Genomic DNA, 16,172 nt, shown 5'->3' on the forward strand with positions numbered 1-16,172 from the left:
CCGCTCAGTCTAGTGGCGCCCCACGAGCCCCGGATCCCGCATGACGCGGGCGGCTTCAGGCGCGAGCGGCGCGCTCTTTCACCGTGGAGGCGTACACGTCGTCGTACTGCTGCTCGCCCAGGCGCTGGAGGGCCACCATGATCTCGTCGGTGACAGAGCGCAGCACGTAACGGTCCGATTCCATCCCGTGAAACCGCGAGAAGTCCAACGGTTCGCCGATGACCATGCCGACGCGCCCCACGCGAGGAACGCTGCGGCCGATGGGCATCACGGCGTCGGTATCGACCATGACGACGGGGATGACCGGCACCCGCGCTTCGAGGGCCATGCGCGCGAGCCCCGTGCGCCCGCGATACAGCTTGCCGTCGGGGCTGCGCGTGCCTTCGGGGTAGATACCGAGGAGGTCGCCGCGACCGAGAACCTGCAGGCCCGTGTTGAGCGAGGCCTCGGACGCCTTGCCTCCGGTGCGGTCGACGGGGATCTGTCCCGTCGCCTTCATGAACACCCGTGTCGCCCAACCTTTGAGGCCCGTGCCGGTGAAGTAGTCGCTCTTGGCGAGGAAGCTCATCCGCCGATCGATCATCAACGGAAGAAAGATCGAGTCGCTGACCGACAGATGGTTGCTGGCGAGGATCGCCGCGCCCGAAGGGGGAACGTTGGTGCGTCCGACGATCCAGGGGCGGAAGACGGCCTTCACGATCGGCCCGATCACGACGTACTTCATGAACCAGTAGAACATCACTCGCTCCCCCGTCTCATCGGATCCGCCGCCTCACCGACTCCGCAGCCCCGCGAGGTCGGCGACGCCGACCATGCCCGCGTCGTTGCCGAGCGTCGCCACCGTGAACCGTGCCGTCGGCCGGTCGCCGAAGCCCGGCAGGGAGGTCTCGTACGCGATGCGGGTCGGCCCGAGCAGCACGTCGCCGAGGTCGGCCACCCCGCCGCCGATGACGTAGAGGTCGGGATCGAGCACGGCCTGGAACGCACCGCACGCTTCTCCGAGCGCGGTCGCGACACGGCGCACGGCCTCCAGGGCGCCGGGGTCCTCTTCGGCAAGCAGCCGGGCGAGGTCGCCGCCGTGCACGATGCCGTCCGCACCACGGTGTGCGGCGAGCCGGTCGCCGATCCCCCCGGCATCCGCAATGTCCGCGAGCTCACGCTGCAGCGCGCGCCCCGAGGCATACTGCTCGAGGCAGCCGTTCTGGCCGCATCCGCACGGACGTCCGCCGCGCACGAACCGCAGATGCCCGAGTTCCGCAGCGCTGCCGTTCGCTCCGATGAGGAGGCGCCCGTCGTTGACGACCGCGCCGCCGACGCCCGTTCCCAACGTCACCATGACCATGTCGGTCGAGCCGCGCCCGGCGCCGAAGCGGTACTCGCCCCAGCCCGCCGCGTTGGCGTCGTTCTCGAGGGTGACCGGACGCCCGATACGGGCTTCGAACTCGGCGCGCAACGGCGCGTTGTGCCAGTCGATGTTCGGGGCGTGCAGCATGACCGACCGCGTGCGGTCGATGAATCCTGCGGCAGCGACGCCCACCGCGGCGACATCATGGTGAGAAGCGAGCTCGCGCACCATCTCGGCAACGGCATCCGCCAGTGCCGTCGTATCGACGGGAGTCGAGACGCGCAGACGCTCGATGATGACACCGTCGTCGTCGACGACGCCCCCGGCGATCTTGGTCCCGCCGATGTCGATGCCGACGTTGAGCACGGCGCTCCTTTCCGGCCGGTCCAGGGCGGCACGGCATCCGAGAGTCTAGTGTGGACAGGACAGCCCTCCGGTCCGGGCAGACCGTGCGTAACGACGACATCTGTCCTCCCGTGGGACTGAGTGTCACCAGGAGTTAGACTCGATTTCAGTCGTCGATTTCGACGCCACCCGGTACCGAAGGAGTTGCCGCCCATGAGCGCCGTTCAATTCGAAGTCCCCGCGGTCGTGCCCGCCGATCCGCAGGCCAACATCGCCGACCTTCTTGTCGAGCGGGTGAAGACGACCCCGTCACTCGCCCTGTTCGCCGTTCCCGACGGCACCGGATGGCGCGACATCACTGCCGCCGAGTTCGAGCGGGAGGTGATCGCCCTCGCGAAGGGCTTCGTCGCGGCCGGCATCGCACCCGGCGACAAGGTGGGCTTCGTCGCCCGCACGACGTACGAGTGGTCCCTCGTCGACTTCGCACTGTTCTTCGCTGGAGCGGTTATGGTGCCGATCTACGAGACGAGCTCGGCCGCCCAGATCAGCTGGATCCTCTCCGACTCGGGGGCCATCGCCGTTCTGGCCGAGTCCGACGAGCACGCCGCACGCGTCGCCGAGATCCGCGACGAGGTCCCGCTGGTGCGCGAGGCGTGGACCATGTCGACGGGAGACCTCGACGCTCTGCGCGCCCGCGGCAGCGAGGTCGAGGATGCCGAGATCGCGCGCCGTCGGCGACTCGCCGTCGGCGCCGACATCGCGACGCTGATCTACACCTCGGGCTCGACCGGGCGCCCGAAGGGATGCGTGCTCACCCACAGCAACTTCGTGGAACTCGCCCGAAACTCCGCGACATCGCTGTCCGAGGTCGTCACCACCCCGGGCGCATCGACCCTGCTGTTCATCACCACCGCACACGTCTTCGCGCGGTTCATCTCGATCCTCAACGTGCACGCCGGGGTGAAGACGGGCCACCAGCCCGACACCAAGCAGCTGCTTCCTGCGCTCGGCTCCTTCCAACCGACCTTCCTCCTCGCCGTTCCCCGCGTGTTCGAGAAGGTGTACAACTCCGCCGAGCAGAAGGCTGAAGCCGGCGGCAAGGGCAAGATCTTCCGTGCCGCCGCCCACACCGCGATCGAGCACTCACGCCTGCAACAGGACGGCAAGAAGGTTCCGCTCGCCACGAAGATCAAGTTCGCCCTCTTCGACCGACTCGTCTACAGCAAGCTGCGCACGGCGATGGGCGGGCGCATCTCCTACGCGGTGTCGGGTTCCGCCCCGCTGGGCCCACGACTGGGACACTTCTTCCACAGCCTGGGTGTCACGATTCTCGAGGGATACGGGCTCACCGAGACGACTGCCCCCGCCACGGTGAACCAGGCGACGAAGTCGAAGATCGGCACCGTGGGCCCCGTGCTCCCCGGTGTCGGCGTGCGTCTTGCGGACGACGGCGAAATCGAGGTGCGCGGCGTCAATGTGTTCAAGGAGTACTGGCGCAACCCCGAGGCCACCGCGGCCGCCTTCGACGACGGCTGGTTCAAGACCGGCGACATCGGCTCGTTCGACGACGAGGGCTTCCTCACCATCACCGGGCGGAAGAAGGAGATCATCGTCACCGCCGGCGGCAAGAACGTCGCCCCCGCCGCCCTCGAGGATCCGATCCGAGCCAACCCGATCGTCGGGCAGGTGGTGGTCGTCGGCGACCAGAAGCCGTTCATCTCGGCGCTGATCACGCTCGACCCGGAGATGCTGCCGGCCTGGCTCGCGAACAACGGTCTGCCGGCCGACCTGCCGCTCGCCCAGGCGGCGAAAGAGCCGAAGGTGCGCGAAGAGGTGCAGCGTGCCGTCGACATCGCCAACAAGAACGTCTCTCGCGCCGAATCCATCCGCAAGTTCACGATCCTCGACACCGAATGGACCGAGGCCAGCGGCCATCTGACGCCGAAGATGAGCATCAAGCGCAACGTCATCCTCAGTGACTTCGCGGATGCCGTCGAAGACCTCTACAACGTGCCGGTCACGACGACGAACGTCTCGCTCGGCTGAGCGGACAGCGGCCTACGGGGTCGGGTGTCGGCGCTGCGGCGTCGGCGCCCGATTCTCGTTTCGGCTCAGAACCAGGAGGACTCGCGGATGCGACGCATCGCGATCTTTCGCTCTTCGGGGCTGAGCCGCGAGATGTAGAGCATGCCGTCGAGGTGATCGGTCTCGTGCTGCAGGGCCTGAGCCAACAGTCCCTCGCCCTCCAGGACGACCTCCGCACCGGTCAGGTCCATGCCGACGACGCGTGCCCACGGATAGCGCGCGGTGTCGTGCCAGAGATCGGGCACCGATAGGCATCCCTCCCCCACGAGGTGCGGCTCCCCCGCCACATCGGTGAGCACGGGGTTGAGGACGTACCCGATGTCGCCGTCGATGTTGTAGCTGAACGCCCGCAGCCCCACACCGATCTGGGGAGCGGCCACACCCGCACGCCCCGGAAGAGCGACGGTGTCGAGGAGGTCGTGCACGAGAGAGCGGACGCCGTCGTCGATCGCCTCGATGGGGGCGCTGGGCGCGCGGAGCACCGGATCGCCGAAGAGGCGGATGGGTCGAACGGCCATCAGGCAGCGGCCCGCTGACGCAGGCTTTCGACGACGATCGCGGCGAGCTCGCGCGCCGCGGCGCGGGTCTCGGGCTGAAGGTCACGGAAGATGATCGTGCTGCCCGAGGCGATGTGGGCGTCATACGGCATGCGCACGACGCGACTCACGCGCGTGCGGAAGTGCGCCTCCAGCTCATCGGCACGCACCAGGGGCGCGCCCGGGCGCGACGTGTTCAAGACGACGACCGCCGAGTGGACGAGGTCGGCGAAGCCGTTGCTCTCGAGCCAGGTGAGGGTCTCCGATGCCAGGCGCGCCTCGTCGACACTCAGGCCGGCGACGACGATGATCTGGTCGGCGCGTTCGAGCGTCGCTTCCATCACGGAGTGCACGATGCCGGTACCGGTGTCGGTGAGCACGACCGAGTAGAAGTGCGCGGCGACGTCGGCGACGGCCGTGTAGTCGCTGTCGCTGAAGGCCTCCGAGACGTGCGGGTCGGTGTCGGACGCGATCACGTCGAGGCGGGTGTGGTCGCGAGCCACGATCTCGGAGATGTCGTTGAAGCCTCGGACGTCGGCGTGCGCGCGCACGAGATCGCGCACCGTCTTGCCGCTCGATCGGCCGATCCGCTCCGCGAGCGTTCCGCGGTCAGGATTGGCGTCCACAGCGATCACACGGTCTTCGCGGGCATCGGCGAGAGCCATGCCGAGCAGTGTGGTGACGGTCGTCTTGCCCACACCGCCCTTGCGCGAGAGCACCGGCACGAACTTCGCTCCGCCGTGCAGCGGGGCGGCGATGCGGCGATCGAGATCTTTGCGTGCTCGAGCGCGCTTGCTGTCGCCGAGATTGATACGCCGCCCAGAGACCGTGTAAAGGAGGTGTTGCCAGGCGCCTTCGGGCTCCGGCCGCACAGCCCGGGCCGGATCGAGCAGGCGGTCTGCGGTGAGGAGATCGGAGCTTTCCCGTCCGACCTCGAAGTCACCGAGCCGCCGTGACTGGAGGGTGACCTCCGACGTGCGCGGACGGAGGCGTTCGTGGTGGGCGATGTCGTTCGACGAGGTCGCCGACGGCGCGGGAGCCGCGACCGTCTCGGCGTCTTCCACCTCGGTGTCGAGCTCCGACTCCGCGAGCACGTCGTGGTCGATCGACGCGTCATCGTCGGCCGTCTCGTCGAACTCGACGAGCTCCGACTCGATCGCGTCGGTCGTCGACACGAACGTGTCGACCGCCACGACCCGTGTCATATCGTCGTCGAGCACGACGTCGTCGTCGATGTCGTCATCCTCGTCGGTGATCGTGGGCAGCGTCACGTCGACCTGAGCGGTGACGCCGTCGACGATGCCGATGCCCGTCGTGTCGATGCCGGCCGGCGTCTCCAGCACGCCGTGGTCGACGTCCTCGGTCGCGTTCTCGTTACGGTCAGGCACTGCTGCACACTCCAGTTCGGGCTTCCGCTGTCGGCGGCGGAAGGCGGTTCGGGTCCTCGTGAGGACCGCGCGATCGCAGCGTCACCGCTCGATCACGAGGACGGTCCCCGACCCCAAGACTTGCGGGACGTCACACGCCCCCACCCCAGGTTACTCGGCGGGTCGGACCACGAGCAAAAGGTCGCCCGCCTCGACCGGCGCGGTCGTGGCCACGGCGATCCGCTCCACCGTCCCCTCTACCGGCGACGTGATCGCCGCCTCCATCTTCATCGCCTCGATCGAGGCGACCGGCTGGCCGGCAGCGACGCGGTCACCGACCGCGGTCTTGACCGTGACCACGCCCGAGAAGGGCGCCGCCACCTGACCCGGCGTGGCAGTGTCGGCCTTCTCCGCCTGACGCGCCTCGACAGCGATGCTGCGATCGCGCACGAACACCGGTCGCAGCTGGCCGTTGAGCGTGGTCATCACCGTGCGTACGCCCTTGTCGTCGGCTTCACCGATCGCTTCGAGCCCGACGTAGAGCTGCACGCCGCGCTCGATCTGCACGACGTGCTCGGTGCCGGGAGCCAGGCCGTAGAGGTAGTCGGTGGTATCCAGAACGCTGAGGTCGCCGTAGGTGTCGCGCACCTCACGGAACGTCGCGGTCGGGCCCGGGAACAGGAGCGTGTTGAGCGTGGCGCGGCGCATGTGCGAGTCCGACTCCAGTGACGCGACGTCCTCGTCGGAGATCTCCGTGACACCCGTTCGCACATCACGCCCGTGCAGCACCTTCGTGCGGAAAGGCTCGGGCCATCCGCCGGGCAGGTCGCCGAGTTCGCCCGCCATGAACGCGACGACCGAGTCGGGAACGTCGTACTTCTCCGGATTCTCGGCGAAATCTGCGGGGTCGGCGTGGACGGCCGCGAGATGCAGGGCGAGGTCGCCGACGACCTTCGACGACGGTGTCACCTTCGGCACCCGGCCGAGGATCGCGTCCGCCGCGGCATACATCTCCTCGATGAGTTCGAAGTCGTCGGCCAGCCCCAGCGCGATCGCCTGCTGACGGAGGTTCGACAACTGTCCGCCCGGAATCTCGTGGCGATACACCCGTCCCGTCGGGCCGGGCAGCCCCGACTCGAACGGACGATAGAGGTGTCGCACGGCCTCCCAGTAGGGTTCGAGGTCGCAGACGGCTTGCAGGTCGAGCCCGGTGTCGCGCTCGGTGTTCGCCAGCGACGCGACCAGCGCCGACAGCGACGGCTGGCTGGTCGTTCCCGCCATCGGTGCAGCCGCCGCGTCGACCGCGTCGGCACCCGCCGCGCTCGCAGCCAGCAGGGTGGCGAGCTGGCCGCCGGCGGTGTCGTGGGTGTGCACGTGCACGGGCAGGTCGAAGCGGTCGCGCAGCGCGCGCACGAGGCTGGCAGCCGCACCCGGACGGAGAAGACCCGCCATGTCCTTGATGGCGATCACGTGCGCACCGGCATCCACGATCTGTTCGGCCAACCGCAGGTAGTAATCGAGGGTGTAGAGATCCTCGGTCGGCGAGAGGAGGTTGCCGGTGTAGCAGACGGCCACTTCGGCCACGGCGGTGCCGGTCTCGAGCACCGCGTCGATCGCAGGGCGCATCTGTGAGACGTCGTTGAGCGCGTCGAAGATACGGAAGATGTCGACCCCGGATGCCGTGGCCTCCCGCACGAAGGCATCGGTGACCTTCGTGGGATACGGCGTGTACCCGACCGTGTTTCGCCCGCGCAGCAGCATCTGGATCGCGACGTTCGGCAACGCCCGGCGGAGGGCGTCGAGGCGCTCCCACGGATCTTCGCCGAGGAAGCGGAGGGCGACGTCGTAGGTCGCCCCGCCCCATGCCTCCACCGAAAGCAGGTCGGGGGTGAGCCGGGCGACGTAGGGCGCCACGGTGACGAGGTCCTTCGTGCGCACGCGGGTGGCCAGCAGCGACTGGTGCGCATCGCGGAAGGTCGTCTCGGTGACCGCCAGCGCGGTCTGCCCGCGCAGCGCCTTCGCGAAGGCGGCGGGCCCCAGCTCGAGCAGGCGCTGGCGTGAACCCGGTGCCGGCTCTGCGCCGAGGTCCAGTGCCGGCAGCTTCGTGACGGGATCCACCGACAGCGGGTTGTCGCCGTTCGGACGATTGACGGTGGTGTCGGCGAGCCAGGAGATGATCTTCGACCCGCGGTCCTTCGACTGCCTCCCCCGCAGCAGTTCGGGTCGCTCGTCGATGAACGACGTGCTCACATCGCCGGCCACGAAGGCGGGGTCATCGAGCACAGCCTGGAGGAAGGGGATGTTCGTCGAGACGCCGCGGATGCGGAACTCGGCCAGCGCCCGGCGCGAACGCACGACGGCGGCGGCGAAGTCGCGCCCCCGGCAGGTGAGCTTCGCGAGCATGGAATCGAAATGGGGGCTCACCTGGGAGCCCGCGGCCGTCGTGCCGCCGTCGAGGCGGATGCCGGCGCCACCCGGCGAGCGGTAGGTGGTGATCTTGCCCGTGTCGGGCCGGAACCCTTGGGTCGGATCCTCCGTCGTGATGCGGCACTGCAACGCAGCTCCGCGCAGGCGGATGTCCTCCTGACGCAGGCCGAGGTCGGCGAGGCTCTCTCCCGCCGCGATGCGCATCTGCGACTGCACGAGGTCGACGTCGGTGACCTCTTCGGTGACGGTGTGCTCCACCTGGATGCGCGGGTTCATCTCGATGAACACGACCTCGCCCGCGCGAGGTCCGGCCGTCTCGAGGAGGAACTCGACCGTGCCGGCGTTCTCGTAGCCGATCGATCGCGCAAAGGCGACCGCGTGGGCGTGCAGACTCTGACGGACGTCGTCGGCGAGGTTCGGCGCCGGCGCGATCTCGATCACCTTCTGGTGGCGACGCTGCACCGAGCAGTCCCGTTCGAACAGGTGCACCGTCTCGCCGCGCTTGTCGGCGAGGATCTGAACCTCGACGTGACGTGGGCGCTGCACGGCCTGCTCGAGGAAGACGCGCGCGTCACCGAACGCGCTGTCGGCCTCGCGCATGGCCTCGGCCATCGCGGGCGCGAGTTGCTCCTTCCTCTCCACGCGACGCATTCCCCGGCCACCGCCGCCAGCGACGGCCTTCACGAAAATCGGGAAGCCGATGTCGTCCGCCTGGGCGACGAGAAGGTCCACGTCGTCGGATGCTGCGGTCGAGCGCAGCACGGGAACGCCGGCCGCGATCGCGTGTTCCTTCGCCGTCACCTTGTTTCCCGCCATCTCCAGCGCACGCGAGGGCGGGCCGATGAACACGATGCCGTTCGCGGCCGCCGCGGCGGCGAGTTCGGGATTCTCCGACAAGAAGCCGTATCCGGGATAGATCGCATCGGCTCCGGACTCCTTCGCGACGCGGATGATCTCGTCGACGTCGAGGTAAGCGCGCACCGGCTGACCGGTCGTTCCGATCTGGTAAGCCTCGTCGGCTTTCAGCCGGTGGAGCGAGTAGCGATCTTCGTAGGGGTAGATCGCGACCGTACGGGCACCGAGTTCGAACGCGGCTCGGAAGGCGCGGATCGCGATCTCTCCACGGTTGGCCACCAGGATCTTGCGGAACACGCACACCTCTTCTCCGAGTGGCTCCCGAGTACCGAGAGACGCTGATTCCCCGAGGGCCCACTTTCACGGGAGCCTGAGTGTCCTTACAGCCTAGGGGAAGGTAACGTAGAGCCTCGTGCACGTACTCTCCGTCTCCTCGCTCAAGGGGGGTGTCGGCAAGACGACCGTGACTCTCGGCCTCGCATCCGCAGCGTTCGCTCGAGGGGTGCGGACTCTCGTCGTCGACCTCGACCCGCAGTCCGACGTGTCGACGGGCATGGATATCCAGGTCGCGGGGCGACTCAACGTCGCCGATGTGCTCGCCAACCCCAAGGAAAAGGTGGTTCGCCAAGCGATCACCTCCAGCGGCTGGGCCAAGGTGCATCCGGGCACGATCGACGTCATGATCGGCAGCCCCTCGGCGATCAACTTCGACGGACCGCACCCGAGCGTGCGCGATGTCTGGAAGCTCGAAGAGGCGCTCGCGACGATCGAGGGTGACTACGACCTCGTGCTGATCGACTGTGCCCCCTCGTTGAACGCGCTCACCCGTACGGCGTGGGCAGCATCCGACCGGGTCGTCGTGGTGACCGAACCGGGTCTGTTCTCCGTCGCCGCCGCCGACCGCGCACTGCGCGCGATCGAGGAGATCCGTCGCGGGCTCTCCCCGCGACTGCAACCGCTGGGAATCGTCGTCAACCGCGTGCGCCCCCAGTCGATCGAACACCAGTTCCGCATCAAGGAGCTGCGCGACATGTTCGGCCCGCTGGTGCTCTCGCCCCAGTTGCCCGAGCGCACGTCGCTGCAGCAGGCTCAGGGCGCGGCCAAGCCGCTTCACATCTGGCCCGGTGACTCGGCGCAGGAACTGGCCGGCGACTTCGACGCGCTCCTCGACCGTGTCATGCGCACCGGCCGCATCACCGCCGGCGAACAGCGCGCCTGACCCGCCGGGGCGGTCGTTGAGCGAGCGCCGTACTACCGGCCGTTGAGCGAGCGCCGCAGGCGCGTCGAACCGATCAGGCCGACTTGACCGAACGGCGGGCCGCGAGCTCGTCCACCGGGTCGGGCGCCTGCGGGTCGAAATCGAGCAGCGTCGACTCCACCTCGTGGAGCACCTTGCCGACGGCGATGCCGAACACACCCTGACCGCGGCTGACGAGGTCGATGACCTCGTCGTTGGAGGTGCACAGGTACACGGAGGCACCGTCGCTCATCAGCGTCGTCCCGGCGAGATCGCGGATGCCGGCCGCACGGAGCTGCTCGACCGCGGTGCGGATCTGCTGCAGAGAGATTCCGGTGTCCAGCAGACGCTTCACGAGCTTCAGTACCAGGATGTCGCGGAAGCCGTAGAGCCGCTGCGATCCCGAACCGCTGGCGCCGCGGACGGTGGGCTGAACAAGTTCGGTCCGCGCCCAGTAGTCGAGCTGACGATACGTGATGCCGGCGGCGCGAGCGGCGACCGCGCCGCGGTAACCGACCTCGTCGTCCATCTGGGGCAGACCATCGGTGAAAAGCAGGTCTGTGGCGAACCGAAGTTCACTCGGCGCATCGTGCGCGGTCATGCTCGCCTCCACCCGGACGGTCTGTCGTTTTCTCCACGGTAGATCAGCGCGGTGCCCGCGGCAACGACATCCGCATCCGACCCGGCGGCGTGTCGCGTCGTCATGACACGATGCGATCGAGTGCGGCGTGCACGAACGCGGTGCGCACCTCGTCGAGTCGCCGCAGAAGTTCGGGGGCGAGTTCCCCGGCACGTGCCCGTGACGCGGCATCCATCCGACGCAGCAGCGGGGTCAACGCGCTTTCGACGAGGGCGACCTCGCGTTCGGCGGCCTGACGGACGCCGCGCACGTGACGGGGCTGGATACCGTGGCCGTCGAGGGCCACGAGCGCACGGAGCACGCCGAGCGCCTTGTCGTCGTAGCTCTCCGATGCGGGAATGAGTCCCGCGCGGACGGCGTCGTTCAAGAGCGCCGCAGGCGCGGATGCTGCCTGCAGCAGCTCCTCGCGGCGGTAGCGGCGCGGCGCGGTCACGATCGAGGCGGGAGCGGGGGGCGCGATGGTGCCCTTCTTCTGCTGCTCGTCGAGGTACTCGCGGATCCGCGCGAGTGGCATGTAGTGATCGCGCTGCAGCGTCAGGGCGGTGCGCAGACGATCGAGATCGATCGGCGAGAACTTCCGGTAGCCCGATTCGGTGCGAAGCGGCGACACGATGCCCTGCACTTCGAGGTAGCGCAGTTTGCTGGCGCTGAGGTCGCAGAACTCAGGAGTCAGTCGCGCGAGCACCTGACCAATGCTGAGGTAACCCGTGGACGACGATCGTCCACGGGGCGAGGGGGACGGACTCACCCGCTCGTCACCTGTCCGCGGTCGGCCGGCGACGCGAAGAAGTTGAGCCGGAACTTGCCGATGCGCACCTCGGCGCCGTCGACGAGGACCGCGCGATCGACGCGGTCGCCGTTGACGTAGCTGCCGTTCAGTGAACGCTGATCGACCAGCTCGAACACCGTGCCGGTGCGAGTGATCTCCGCGTGACGACGCGACACCGTCACATCGTCGAAGAAGATGTCGGCTTCGGGATGACGGCCCACCGTGGTCACATCGGTATCGAGCAGATACCGCGCACCCGCGGTCGGTCCCGACCGCACGAGCAGCAACGCCGCACGCGAGGGCAGAGCGTTGATCGCTTCGCTCTCGACCTCGGTGAGATCGGTTCCGAAGGGGACGAAGGACAGGTCCGAATCGTGACCGAACGTCTGAGTCGTGTCGGTTGATCCGCCGCTTCCGGCGTCGCGTCGGATGCCGCTGCCACCAGCGTCACGCGCATTCTCTTCCACCATGGCCTCCTTCCTCTTCACCCTAACCGATCGACCCGTGCTGCGAACCCCCCGAACTCACGTTCGGCGCCTCGATCGACCGGCACGTCGCTCGGCTCGGAACTCCGTGTGTCGTCGTGTGTCAGCCGTCGTGCGCCGGCGGAGGCGCCGGCCTAACGTTGCATCGCCGAGCGGGCTGCATCTGCCCCTCCCCGAAAGGAACCGCCGTGTCCACGCCTCACGATCGCCTCATCCCCGCCGCCCCCGCGCGTCAGGGCGCGATCTGCATGTGCGCGACCGGCGGATCCTGCAGCTCGTTCGCGCCCGGGCACGCGGTCCACCTGATCCAGTCGCGGCTCGTCTCGGCGACGCCGACAGAATGGGTCGACGCCGTCGTGACCACCGCAGACGCGGACGGCTCGATCGTCCTGTTCACGCTCGACGGCGCAGCGATAGAGCTGTGGAACGGCGCGGGAGCAGCCGCCGCGCTCACCGTCGGCACCCCGGTGTCGTATCACCCGCGCTACCACGTGCTCAACGCGGGCGGTCAGCTCTTCAACGCGCTGACGCTCTAAGACGGGCGGCTTATGAGGTCGCCATCATCGCGTCCTTGACCGCCATGCACGCGTCCATACAGGCGCGGCACGCCTCGGCGCACATCGCGCAGACCGTGCTCTCCTCGGCGTGCATCGCGCACATGTCCATGCAGGTCTGACACATCGCCATGCAGGCGTCGAGCATGGCCATCATCGAGGCCGGCGTCATCCCCGGCATCCGGAGCATGGCCCGCATCATCGTGTTGCACATGTCGGCGCACGTCATGCACGCGGGCGCGCAGTCCATCATCTGCACGGAGCAGATCGTGCACGCCTGCTCGCAGGCGGCACACGCGTCCATACAGGCCTGCATCACCGCGGCATCCATCGCGGGCATACCCGTCATCGCGGTCATCTCGCCCGCCATCGCGTGCATCATCCTGGCGTCCATCTCGCACCGTCCTCCCGGTCACAGCGAGCGGCGTGCCCGCCTGCCGTCATGCTAGAGCGCACGCCTCGCTCACAACACCCGCGGATAGGCTCGAGCGTGTGATGTCACACAGAGTTCACACGTTCCGCTCCGTTCTCGTCGCCACCCTCGCGGTGCTTCTCGGCGGCCTCTCGCTGACCCTCGCCTCACCGGCGTGGGCGCACGATGAGCTCATCGGCGCCTCGCCCGCGGTGAACGGAAACGTCGACGCACTTCCCAGCGAGATCACGATGACCTTCAGCGGCGTGCTCATCGACCAGCCCGGCGCGACGCAGGTGGTGGTCACGGATGCCGCGGGCAGCTCCCTCACCGATGGCGACCCGAAACTGGACGGCACGCGGCTCATGCAGCCGGTGGCCGGCACGCCTTCCGGCCCCGTCACCGTCATCTGGCGGGTCGTATCCAGCGACGGACATCCCGTATCGGGTGAGTACACCTTCACCGTGACCGGCAGCGGCTCGAGCGCAGCCACCGCCCCGGCGGTTCCGGCATCGCCGTCATCGAGCTCAGCGGCCGTCCCGGCCAGACCGGATGAAGGCGTCCCGACGTTCGTCTGGGCCCTTCTGGGCGTCATCGCGGCGGGGGCCCTCGGCGGGCTTGTGGCCGTGCTCATGCGGCGGGCCCGGGCCACCCCCGAGGACTAGGCTGAGAGCATGCCTCATTTCAACGTCGTCGTCCTCGGTGCCGGCCCTGGTGGCTATGTTGCGGCGGTCCGTGCCGCTCAGCTCGGCCAGTCCGTCGCCATCATCGAAGAGAAGTATTGGGGCGGTGTCTGCCTCAATGTCGGCTGCATCCCCTCCAAGGCGCTCCTGAAGAACGCCGAGATCGCCCACACCCTGAAGCACAAGGCCGACTTCTTCGGCATCTCGGGTGAGTTCACGCTCGACTTCGGCAAGGCCTGGGACCGCTCGCGCGTCGTCGCCGACGGCCGCGTCAAGGGCATCCACTACCTGATGAAGAAGAACAAGATCACCGAGCTCGAGGGACGCGGCTCGTTCACGGGTCCCAAGGCGATCACCGTCACGAAGACCGACGGCTCTGCCGAAGAAGTCACCTTCGACAACGTGATCATCGCGACCGGCTCGACCGTGCGCCTTCTTCCCGGAGTCACCCTCAGTGAGAACGTCGTCACGTACGAGGAGCAGATCCTCACGCGCGACCTGCCGGGCTCGATCGTCATCGTCGGCGCCGGCGCCATCGGCATGGAGTTCGCCTATGTGCTGACGAACTACGGCGTCAAGGTCACCATCATCGAGTTCCTCGATCGCGCCCTTCCCAACGAGGACGCCGACGTCTCGAAGGAGATCGCCAAGCAGTACAAGAACCTCGGCGTCGACATCCTCGTCTCCACCAAGGTGGAGTCGGTCGTCGACTCGGGCGACAAGGTCACCGTCACCTACACAGACAACAAGAGCGGTGCGCAGGGCTCGATCGACGCCGACAAGGTGCTCATGTCGATCGGCTTCGCCCCCCGCATCGACGGCTTCGGCCTGGAGAACACCGGTGTGCAGCTCACCGACCGCGGCGCCATCGCGATCGACGACTTCATGCGCACCAACGTCGAGGGCATCTACGCCATCGGCGACGTGACGGCCAAGCTGCAGCTCGCCCACGTGGCGGAAGCGCAGGGCGTCGTGGCCGCGGAGACGATCGGCGGCGCCGAGACGATGGCGCTCGGCGACTACCGCATGATGCCGCGCGCGACCTTCTGCTCGCCGCAGGTGGCGTCGTTCGGCTACACCGAGGCGCAGTACAAGGAGACCGGCCGCGAATACAAGGTCGCGACGTTCCCGTTCATGGCGAACGGCAAGGCGCACGGCCTCGGCGAGCCGGTCGGCTTCGTCAAGCTCATCGCCGATGCCGAGCACCTCGAACTCGTCGGCGGCCACCTGATCGGACCCGACGTGTCGGAGCTGCTTCCCGAGCTCACGCTGGCCCAGAAGTGGGACCTCACGGCACTCGAGCTGGCCCGCAACGTGCACACCCACCCGACGCTGTCGGAGGCGCTGCAGGAGGCCTTCCACGGCCTCGCCGGACACATGATCAACCTGTGATCGTTGGGGTGCGCGAGCAAGCGCACCCCACCCCGGGAGTACGCTGACTCCCACAACTGACGCCGCCCCGAACGAAGCCGGGGGCGGCGTCAGTGGTTTTCGGGGATGGCGGCGTCGTCGACTCAGAGTCCCAGCGCGCGGGCCAGTTTCGAATCGGACGCCGCGGGGCGTCCGCCGACGACGGCGACCGCGGCGGCGGCTTGCTCGAGCAGGCGCGCGCGGCCGGCGGCATCCGCGGGCGCGGCGGGCCCGAGTTCGAACTCCCACTCGCGCCAGGACGTCTCCATGCCGCGGACGTTATCGAGAGCACTCACATGGTCGTCGACGAACTCTGCGATCACGCCGCCCGCGGCATCGCGAAGCGTGTACGCGTGGCGCTCGTTGCGGATGCGCGCGATCGGCGACAGCGCCCCGGGTGCGATCTCGGCGACAGCGGATGCCACGGCATCCGGCACCGCCACGTCGTCACCGTCGACCCCGCTCCCGCTCCCGCTTCCGACGTCGAGAGGCCAGTGCGTCTCGACCCTGCCACCCTCGGCACCCTTGGGGCCCTTGATGTGCCAGCCCTCATCGGGGCCGCCGGTGCGCCGGCGCACGGCGTAGCCAGCACGACCCAGCGCGAAACCGGGCACGTCGAGGTAACGCGCGTCGAGCGCGCGAAGCTCAGGCCCATCGACGACGGCCACCCCCGGCAGACCCGACAGGTCGGGAACGAGCGTGTCGGCATTGACGTCGAACGTCAGCTCGATTTCAAGCGAGTGGGAAGGCTCCGTGCTCACTCGTCCCGGCCGTCGGGGTCGGGATCGATGTCATCCTCGGCCTCGACGAAGTGGAAGTCGGCCGACGTGGGACCGTCGCCTTCGCCGGTGTTCTCAGCGACCCCGGCGCGTTCGTAGACGATCTGCGTCTCGCTGTAAGGCATGATCAGGCGGTCCTGGTTCTCGTCCTCCAGGGGAAGGACCTGCCCGTCCAGCGGGCCTCCGTGCAGTCGTGCGATCGCCATGGTGTACCTCCGACGAAGAAGCGGAACGTGAACGTCC

Annotated in this window: 16 protein-coding genes; 5 read left to right on the top strand and 11 right to left on the bottom strand. The window is 68.3% G+C overall.

Annotated features, from left to right (window positions below):
* Positions 1-55 precede the first annotated feature (55 nt).
* Together ITJ43_RS03150 and ITJ43_RS03155 are read right to left on the bottom strand one after the other, a co-directional pair.
* Positions 56-739 carry a lysophospholipid acyltransferase family protein gene (locus ITJ43_RS03150; protein WP_194582043.1) on the bottom strand — a complete coding sequence of 228 codons (684 nt, stop codon included), beginning with the start codon at positions 737-739 and terminating at the stop codon, positions 56-58.
* A gap of 33 nt (positions 740-772) precedes the next feature.
* Positions 773-1,711: an ROK family glucokinase gene (locus tag ITJ43_RS03155; RefSeq protein ID WP_194582051.1), complete on the bottom strand. Its 939-nt coding sequence runs from the start codon at positions 1,709-1,711 to the stop codon at positions 773-775.
* Positions 1,712-1,903: 192 nt separating this feature from the next.
* Between ITJ43_RS03155 and ITJ43_RS03160 the strand changes: the two genes are divergently transcribed.
* A complete protein-coding gene (locus ITJ43_RS03160; RefSeq protein WP_194582053.1) occupies positions 1,904-3,736 on the top strand; it encodes an AMP-dependent synthetase/ligase in 1,833 nt (610 codons plus the stop codon).
* Between the two features lie 65 nt (positions 3,737-3,801).
* Here ITJ43_RS03160 and ITJ43_RS03165 read toward each other — a convergent pair whose 3' ends face one another.
* From ITJ43_RS03165 to ITJ43_RS03175, 3 genes are all read right to left on the bottom strand, one after another.
* Positions 3,802-4,293 (bottom strand): peptide deformylase, encoded by a 492-nt coding sequence (locus ITJ43_RS03165; protein ID WP_194582055.1) that lies wholly within the window; start codon positions 4,291-4,293, stop codon positions 3,802-3,804.
* Positions 4,293-5,699 (bottom strand): MinD/ParA family ATP-binding protein, encoded by a 1,407-nt coding sequence (locus ITJ43_RS03170; protein ID WP_194582057.1) that lies wholly within the window; start codon positions 5,697-5,699, stop codon positions 4,293-4,295. Before ITJ43_RS03170 ends, ITJ43_RS03165 begins: the two co-directional genes overlap by 1 nt.
* A 150-nt stretch (positions 5,700-5,849) precedes the next feature.
* On the bottom strand, positions 5,850-9,257 hold the full coding sequence (locus ITJ43_RS03175; RefSeq protein WP_194582059.1) for a pyruvate carboxylase: 3,408 nt from the start codon (positions 9,255-9,257) through the stop codon (positions 5,850-5,852).
* A 115-nt stretch (positions 9,258-9,372) separates the two neighbouring features.
* Between ITJ43_RS03175 and ITJ43_RS03180 the strand changes: the two genes are divergently transcribed.
* Positions 9,373-10,179, top strand: a complete 807-nt coding sequence (locus tag ITJ43_RS03180; RefSeq protein WP_194582061.1) for a ParA family protein — start codon at positions 9,373-9,375, stop codon at positions 10,177-10,179.
* A gap of 73 nt (positions 10,180-10,252) precedes the next feature.
* On the opposite strand, the gene ITJ43_RS03185 is transcribed toward ITJ43_RS03180, so the two are convergent.
* From ITJ43_RS03185 to ITJ43_RS03195, 3 genes are all read right to left on the bottom strand, one after another.
* A complete protein-coding gene (locus ITJ43_RS03185) occupies positions 10,253-10,798 on the bottom strand; it encodes a MerR family transcriptional regulator (protein ID WP_194582063.1) in 546 nt (181 codons plus the stop codon).
* A gap of 100 nt (positions 10,799-10,898) precedes the next feature.
* On the bottom strand, positions 10,899-11,585 hold the full coding sequence (locus ITJ43_RS03190) for a MerR family transcriptional regulator (RefSeq protein ID WP_194582065.1): 687 nt from the start codon (positions 11,583-11,585) through the stop codon (positions 10,899-10,901).
* The gene (locus tag ITJ43_RS03195) at positions 11,582-12,076 is read right to left on the bottom strand and encodes an FHA domain-containing protein (protein ID WP_228495286.1); all 495 of its coding nucleotides are present in this window, start codon (positions 12,074-12,076) and stop codon (positions 11,582-11,584) included. Before ITJ43_RS03195 ends, ITJ43_RS03190 begins: the two co-directional genes overlap by 4 nt.
* A gap of 203 nt (positions 12,077-12,279) precedes the next feature.
* On the opposite strand from ITJ43_RS03195, the gene ITJ43_RS03200 reads away from it, so the two are divergent.
* On the top strand, positions 12,280-12,627 hold the full coding sequence (locus ITJ43_RS03200; RefSeq protein WP_194582067.1) for a hypothetical protein: 348 nt from the start codon (positions 12,280-12,282) through the stop codon (positions 12,625-12,627).
* Between the two features lie 10 nt (positions 12,628-12,637).
* Here ITJ43_RS03200 and ITJ43_RS03205 read toward each other — a convergent pair whose 3' ends face one another.
* On the bottom strand, positions 12,638-13,015 hold the full coding sequence (locus tag ITJ43_RS03205) for a hypothetical protein (protein ID WP_228495287.1): 378 nt from the start codon (positions 13,013-13,015) through the stop codon (positions 12,638-12,640).
* Between the two features lie 125 nt (positions 13,016-13,140).
* Between ITJ43_RS03205 and ITJ43_RS03210 the strand changes: the two genes are divergently transcribed.
* Both ITJ43_RS03210 and lpdA read left to right on the top strand, forming a co-directional pair.
* Positions 13,141-13,722: a copper resistance CopC family protein gene (locus ITJ43_RS03210; protein WP_194582069.1), complete on the top strand. Its 582-nt coding sequence runs from the start codon at positions 13,141-13,143 to the stop codon at positions 13,720-13,722.
* Between the two features lie 9 nt (positions 13,723-13,731).
* Positions 13,732-15,132, top strand: a complete 1,401-nt coding sequence (lpdA, locus tag ITJ43_RS03215; RefSeq protein ID WP_194582070.1) for a dihydrolipoyl dehydrogenase — start codon at positions 13,732-13,734, stop codon at positions 15,130-15,132.
* A 122-nt stretch (positions 15,133-15,254) separates the two neighbouring features.
* Here lpdA and ITJ43_RS03220 read toward each other — a convergent pair whose 3' ends face one another.
* Positions 15,255-15,911: a CYTH domain-containing protein gene (locus ITJ43_RS03220; RefSeq protein WP_194582075.1), complete on the bottom strand. Its 657-nt coding sequence runs from the start codon at positions 15,909-15,911 to the stop codon at positions 15,255-15,257.
* On the bottom strand, positions 15,908-16,135 hold the full coding sequence (locus tag ITJ43_RS03225) for a response regulator (protein WP_194582077.1): 228 nt from the start codon (positions 16,133-16,135) through the stop codon (positions 15,908-15,910). The genes ITJ43_RS03220 and ITJ43_RS03225 overlap by 4 nt, the downstream gene beginning before the upstream one ends.
* Positions 16,136-16,172 lie beyond the last annotated feature (37 nt).

It is taken from the genome of Microbacterium sp. VKM Ac-2870, from assembly GCF_015350795.1.
Classification (GTDB): Bacteria; Actinomycetota; Actinomycetes; order Actinomycetales; family Microbacteriaceae; genus Microbacterium.

Excerpts from the sequence above, each read along its gene's own strand:
- ITJ43_RS03195 (WP_228495286.1), bottom strand. The coding sequence starts at position 12,076 with ATGGTGGAAGAGAATGCGCGTGACGCTGGTGGCAGCGGCATCCGACGC.
- ITJ43_RS03150 (WP_194582043.1), bottom strand. The coding sequence starts at position 739 with ATGTTCTACTGGTTCATGAAGTACGTCGTGATCGGGCCGATCGTGAAG.
- ITJ43_RS03225 (WP_194582077.1), bottom strand. The coding sequence starts at position 16,135 with ATGGCGATCGCACGACTGCACGGAGGCCCGCTGGACGGGCAGGTCCTT.
- lpdA (WP_194582070.1), top strand. The coding sequence starts at position 13,732 with ATGCCTCATTTCAACGTCGTCGTCCTCGGTGCCGGCCCTGGTGGCTAT.
- ITJ43_RS03160 (WP_194582053.1), top strand. The coding sequence starts at position 1,904 with ATGAGCGCCGTTCAATTCGAAGTCCCCGCGGTCGTGCCCGCCGATCCG.
- ITJ43_RS03185 (WP_194582063.1), bottom strand. The coding sequence starts at position 10,798 with ATGACCGCGCACGATGCGCCGAGTGAACTTCGGTTCGCCACAGACCTG.
- ITJ43_RS03205 (WP_228495287.1), bottom strand. The coding sequence starts at position 13,015 with ATGGCGGGCGAGATGACCGCGATGACGGGTATGCCCGCGATGGATGCC.
- ITJ43_RS03210 (WP_194582069.1), top strand. The coding sequence starts at position 13,141 with ATGTCACACAGAGTTCACACGTTCCGCTCCGTTCTCGTCGCCACCCTC.
- ITJ43_RS03165 (WP_194582055.1), bottom strand. The coding sequence starts at position 4,293 with ATGGCCGTTCGACCCATCCGCCTCTTCGGCGATCCGGTGCTCCGCGCG.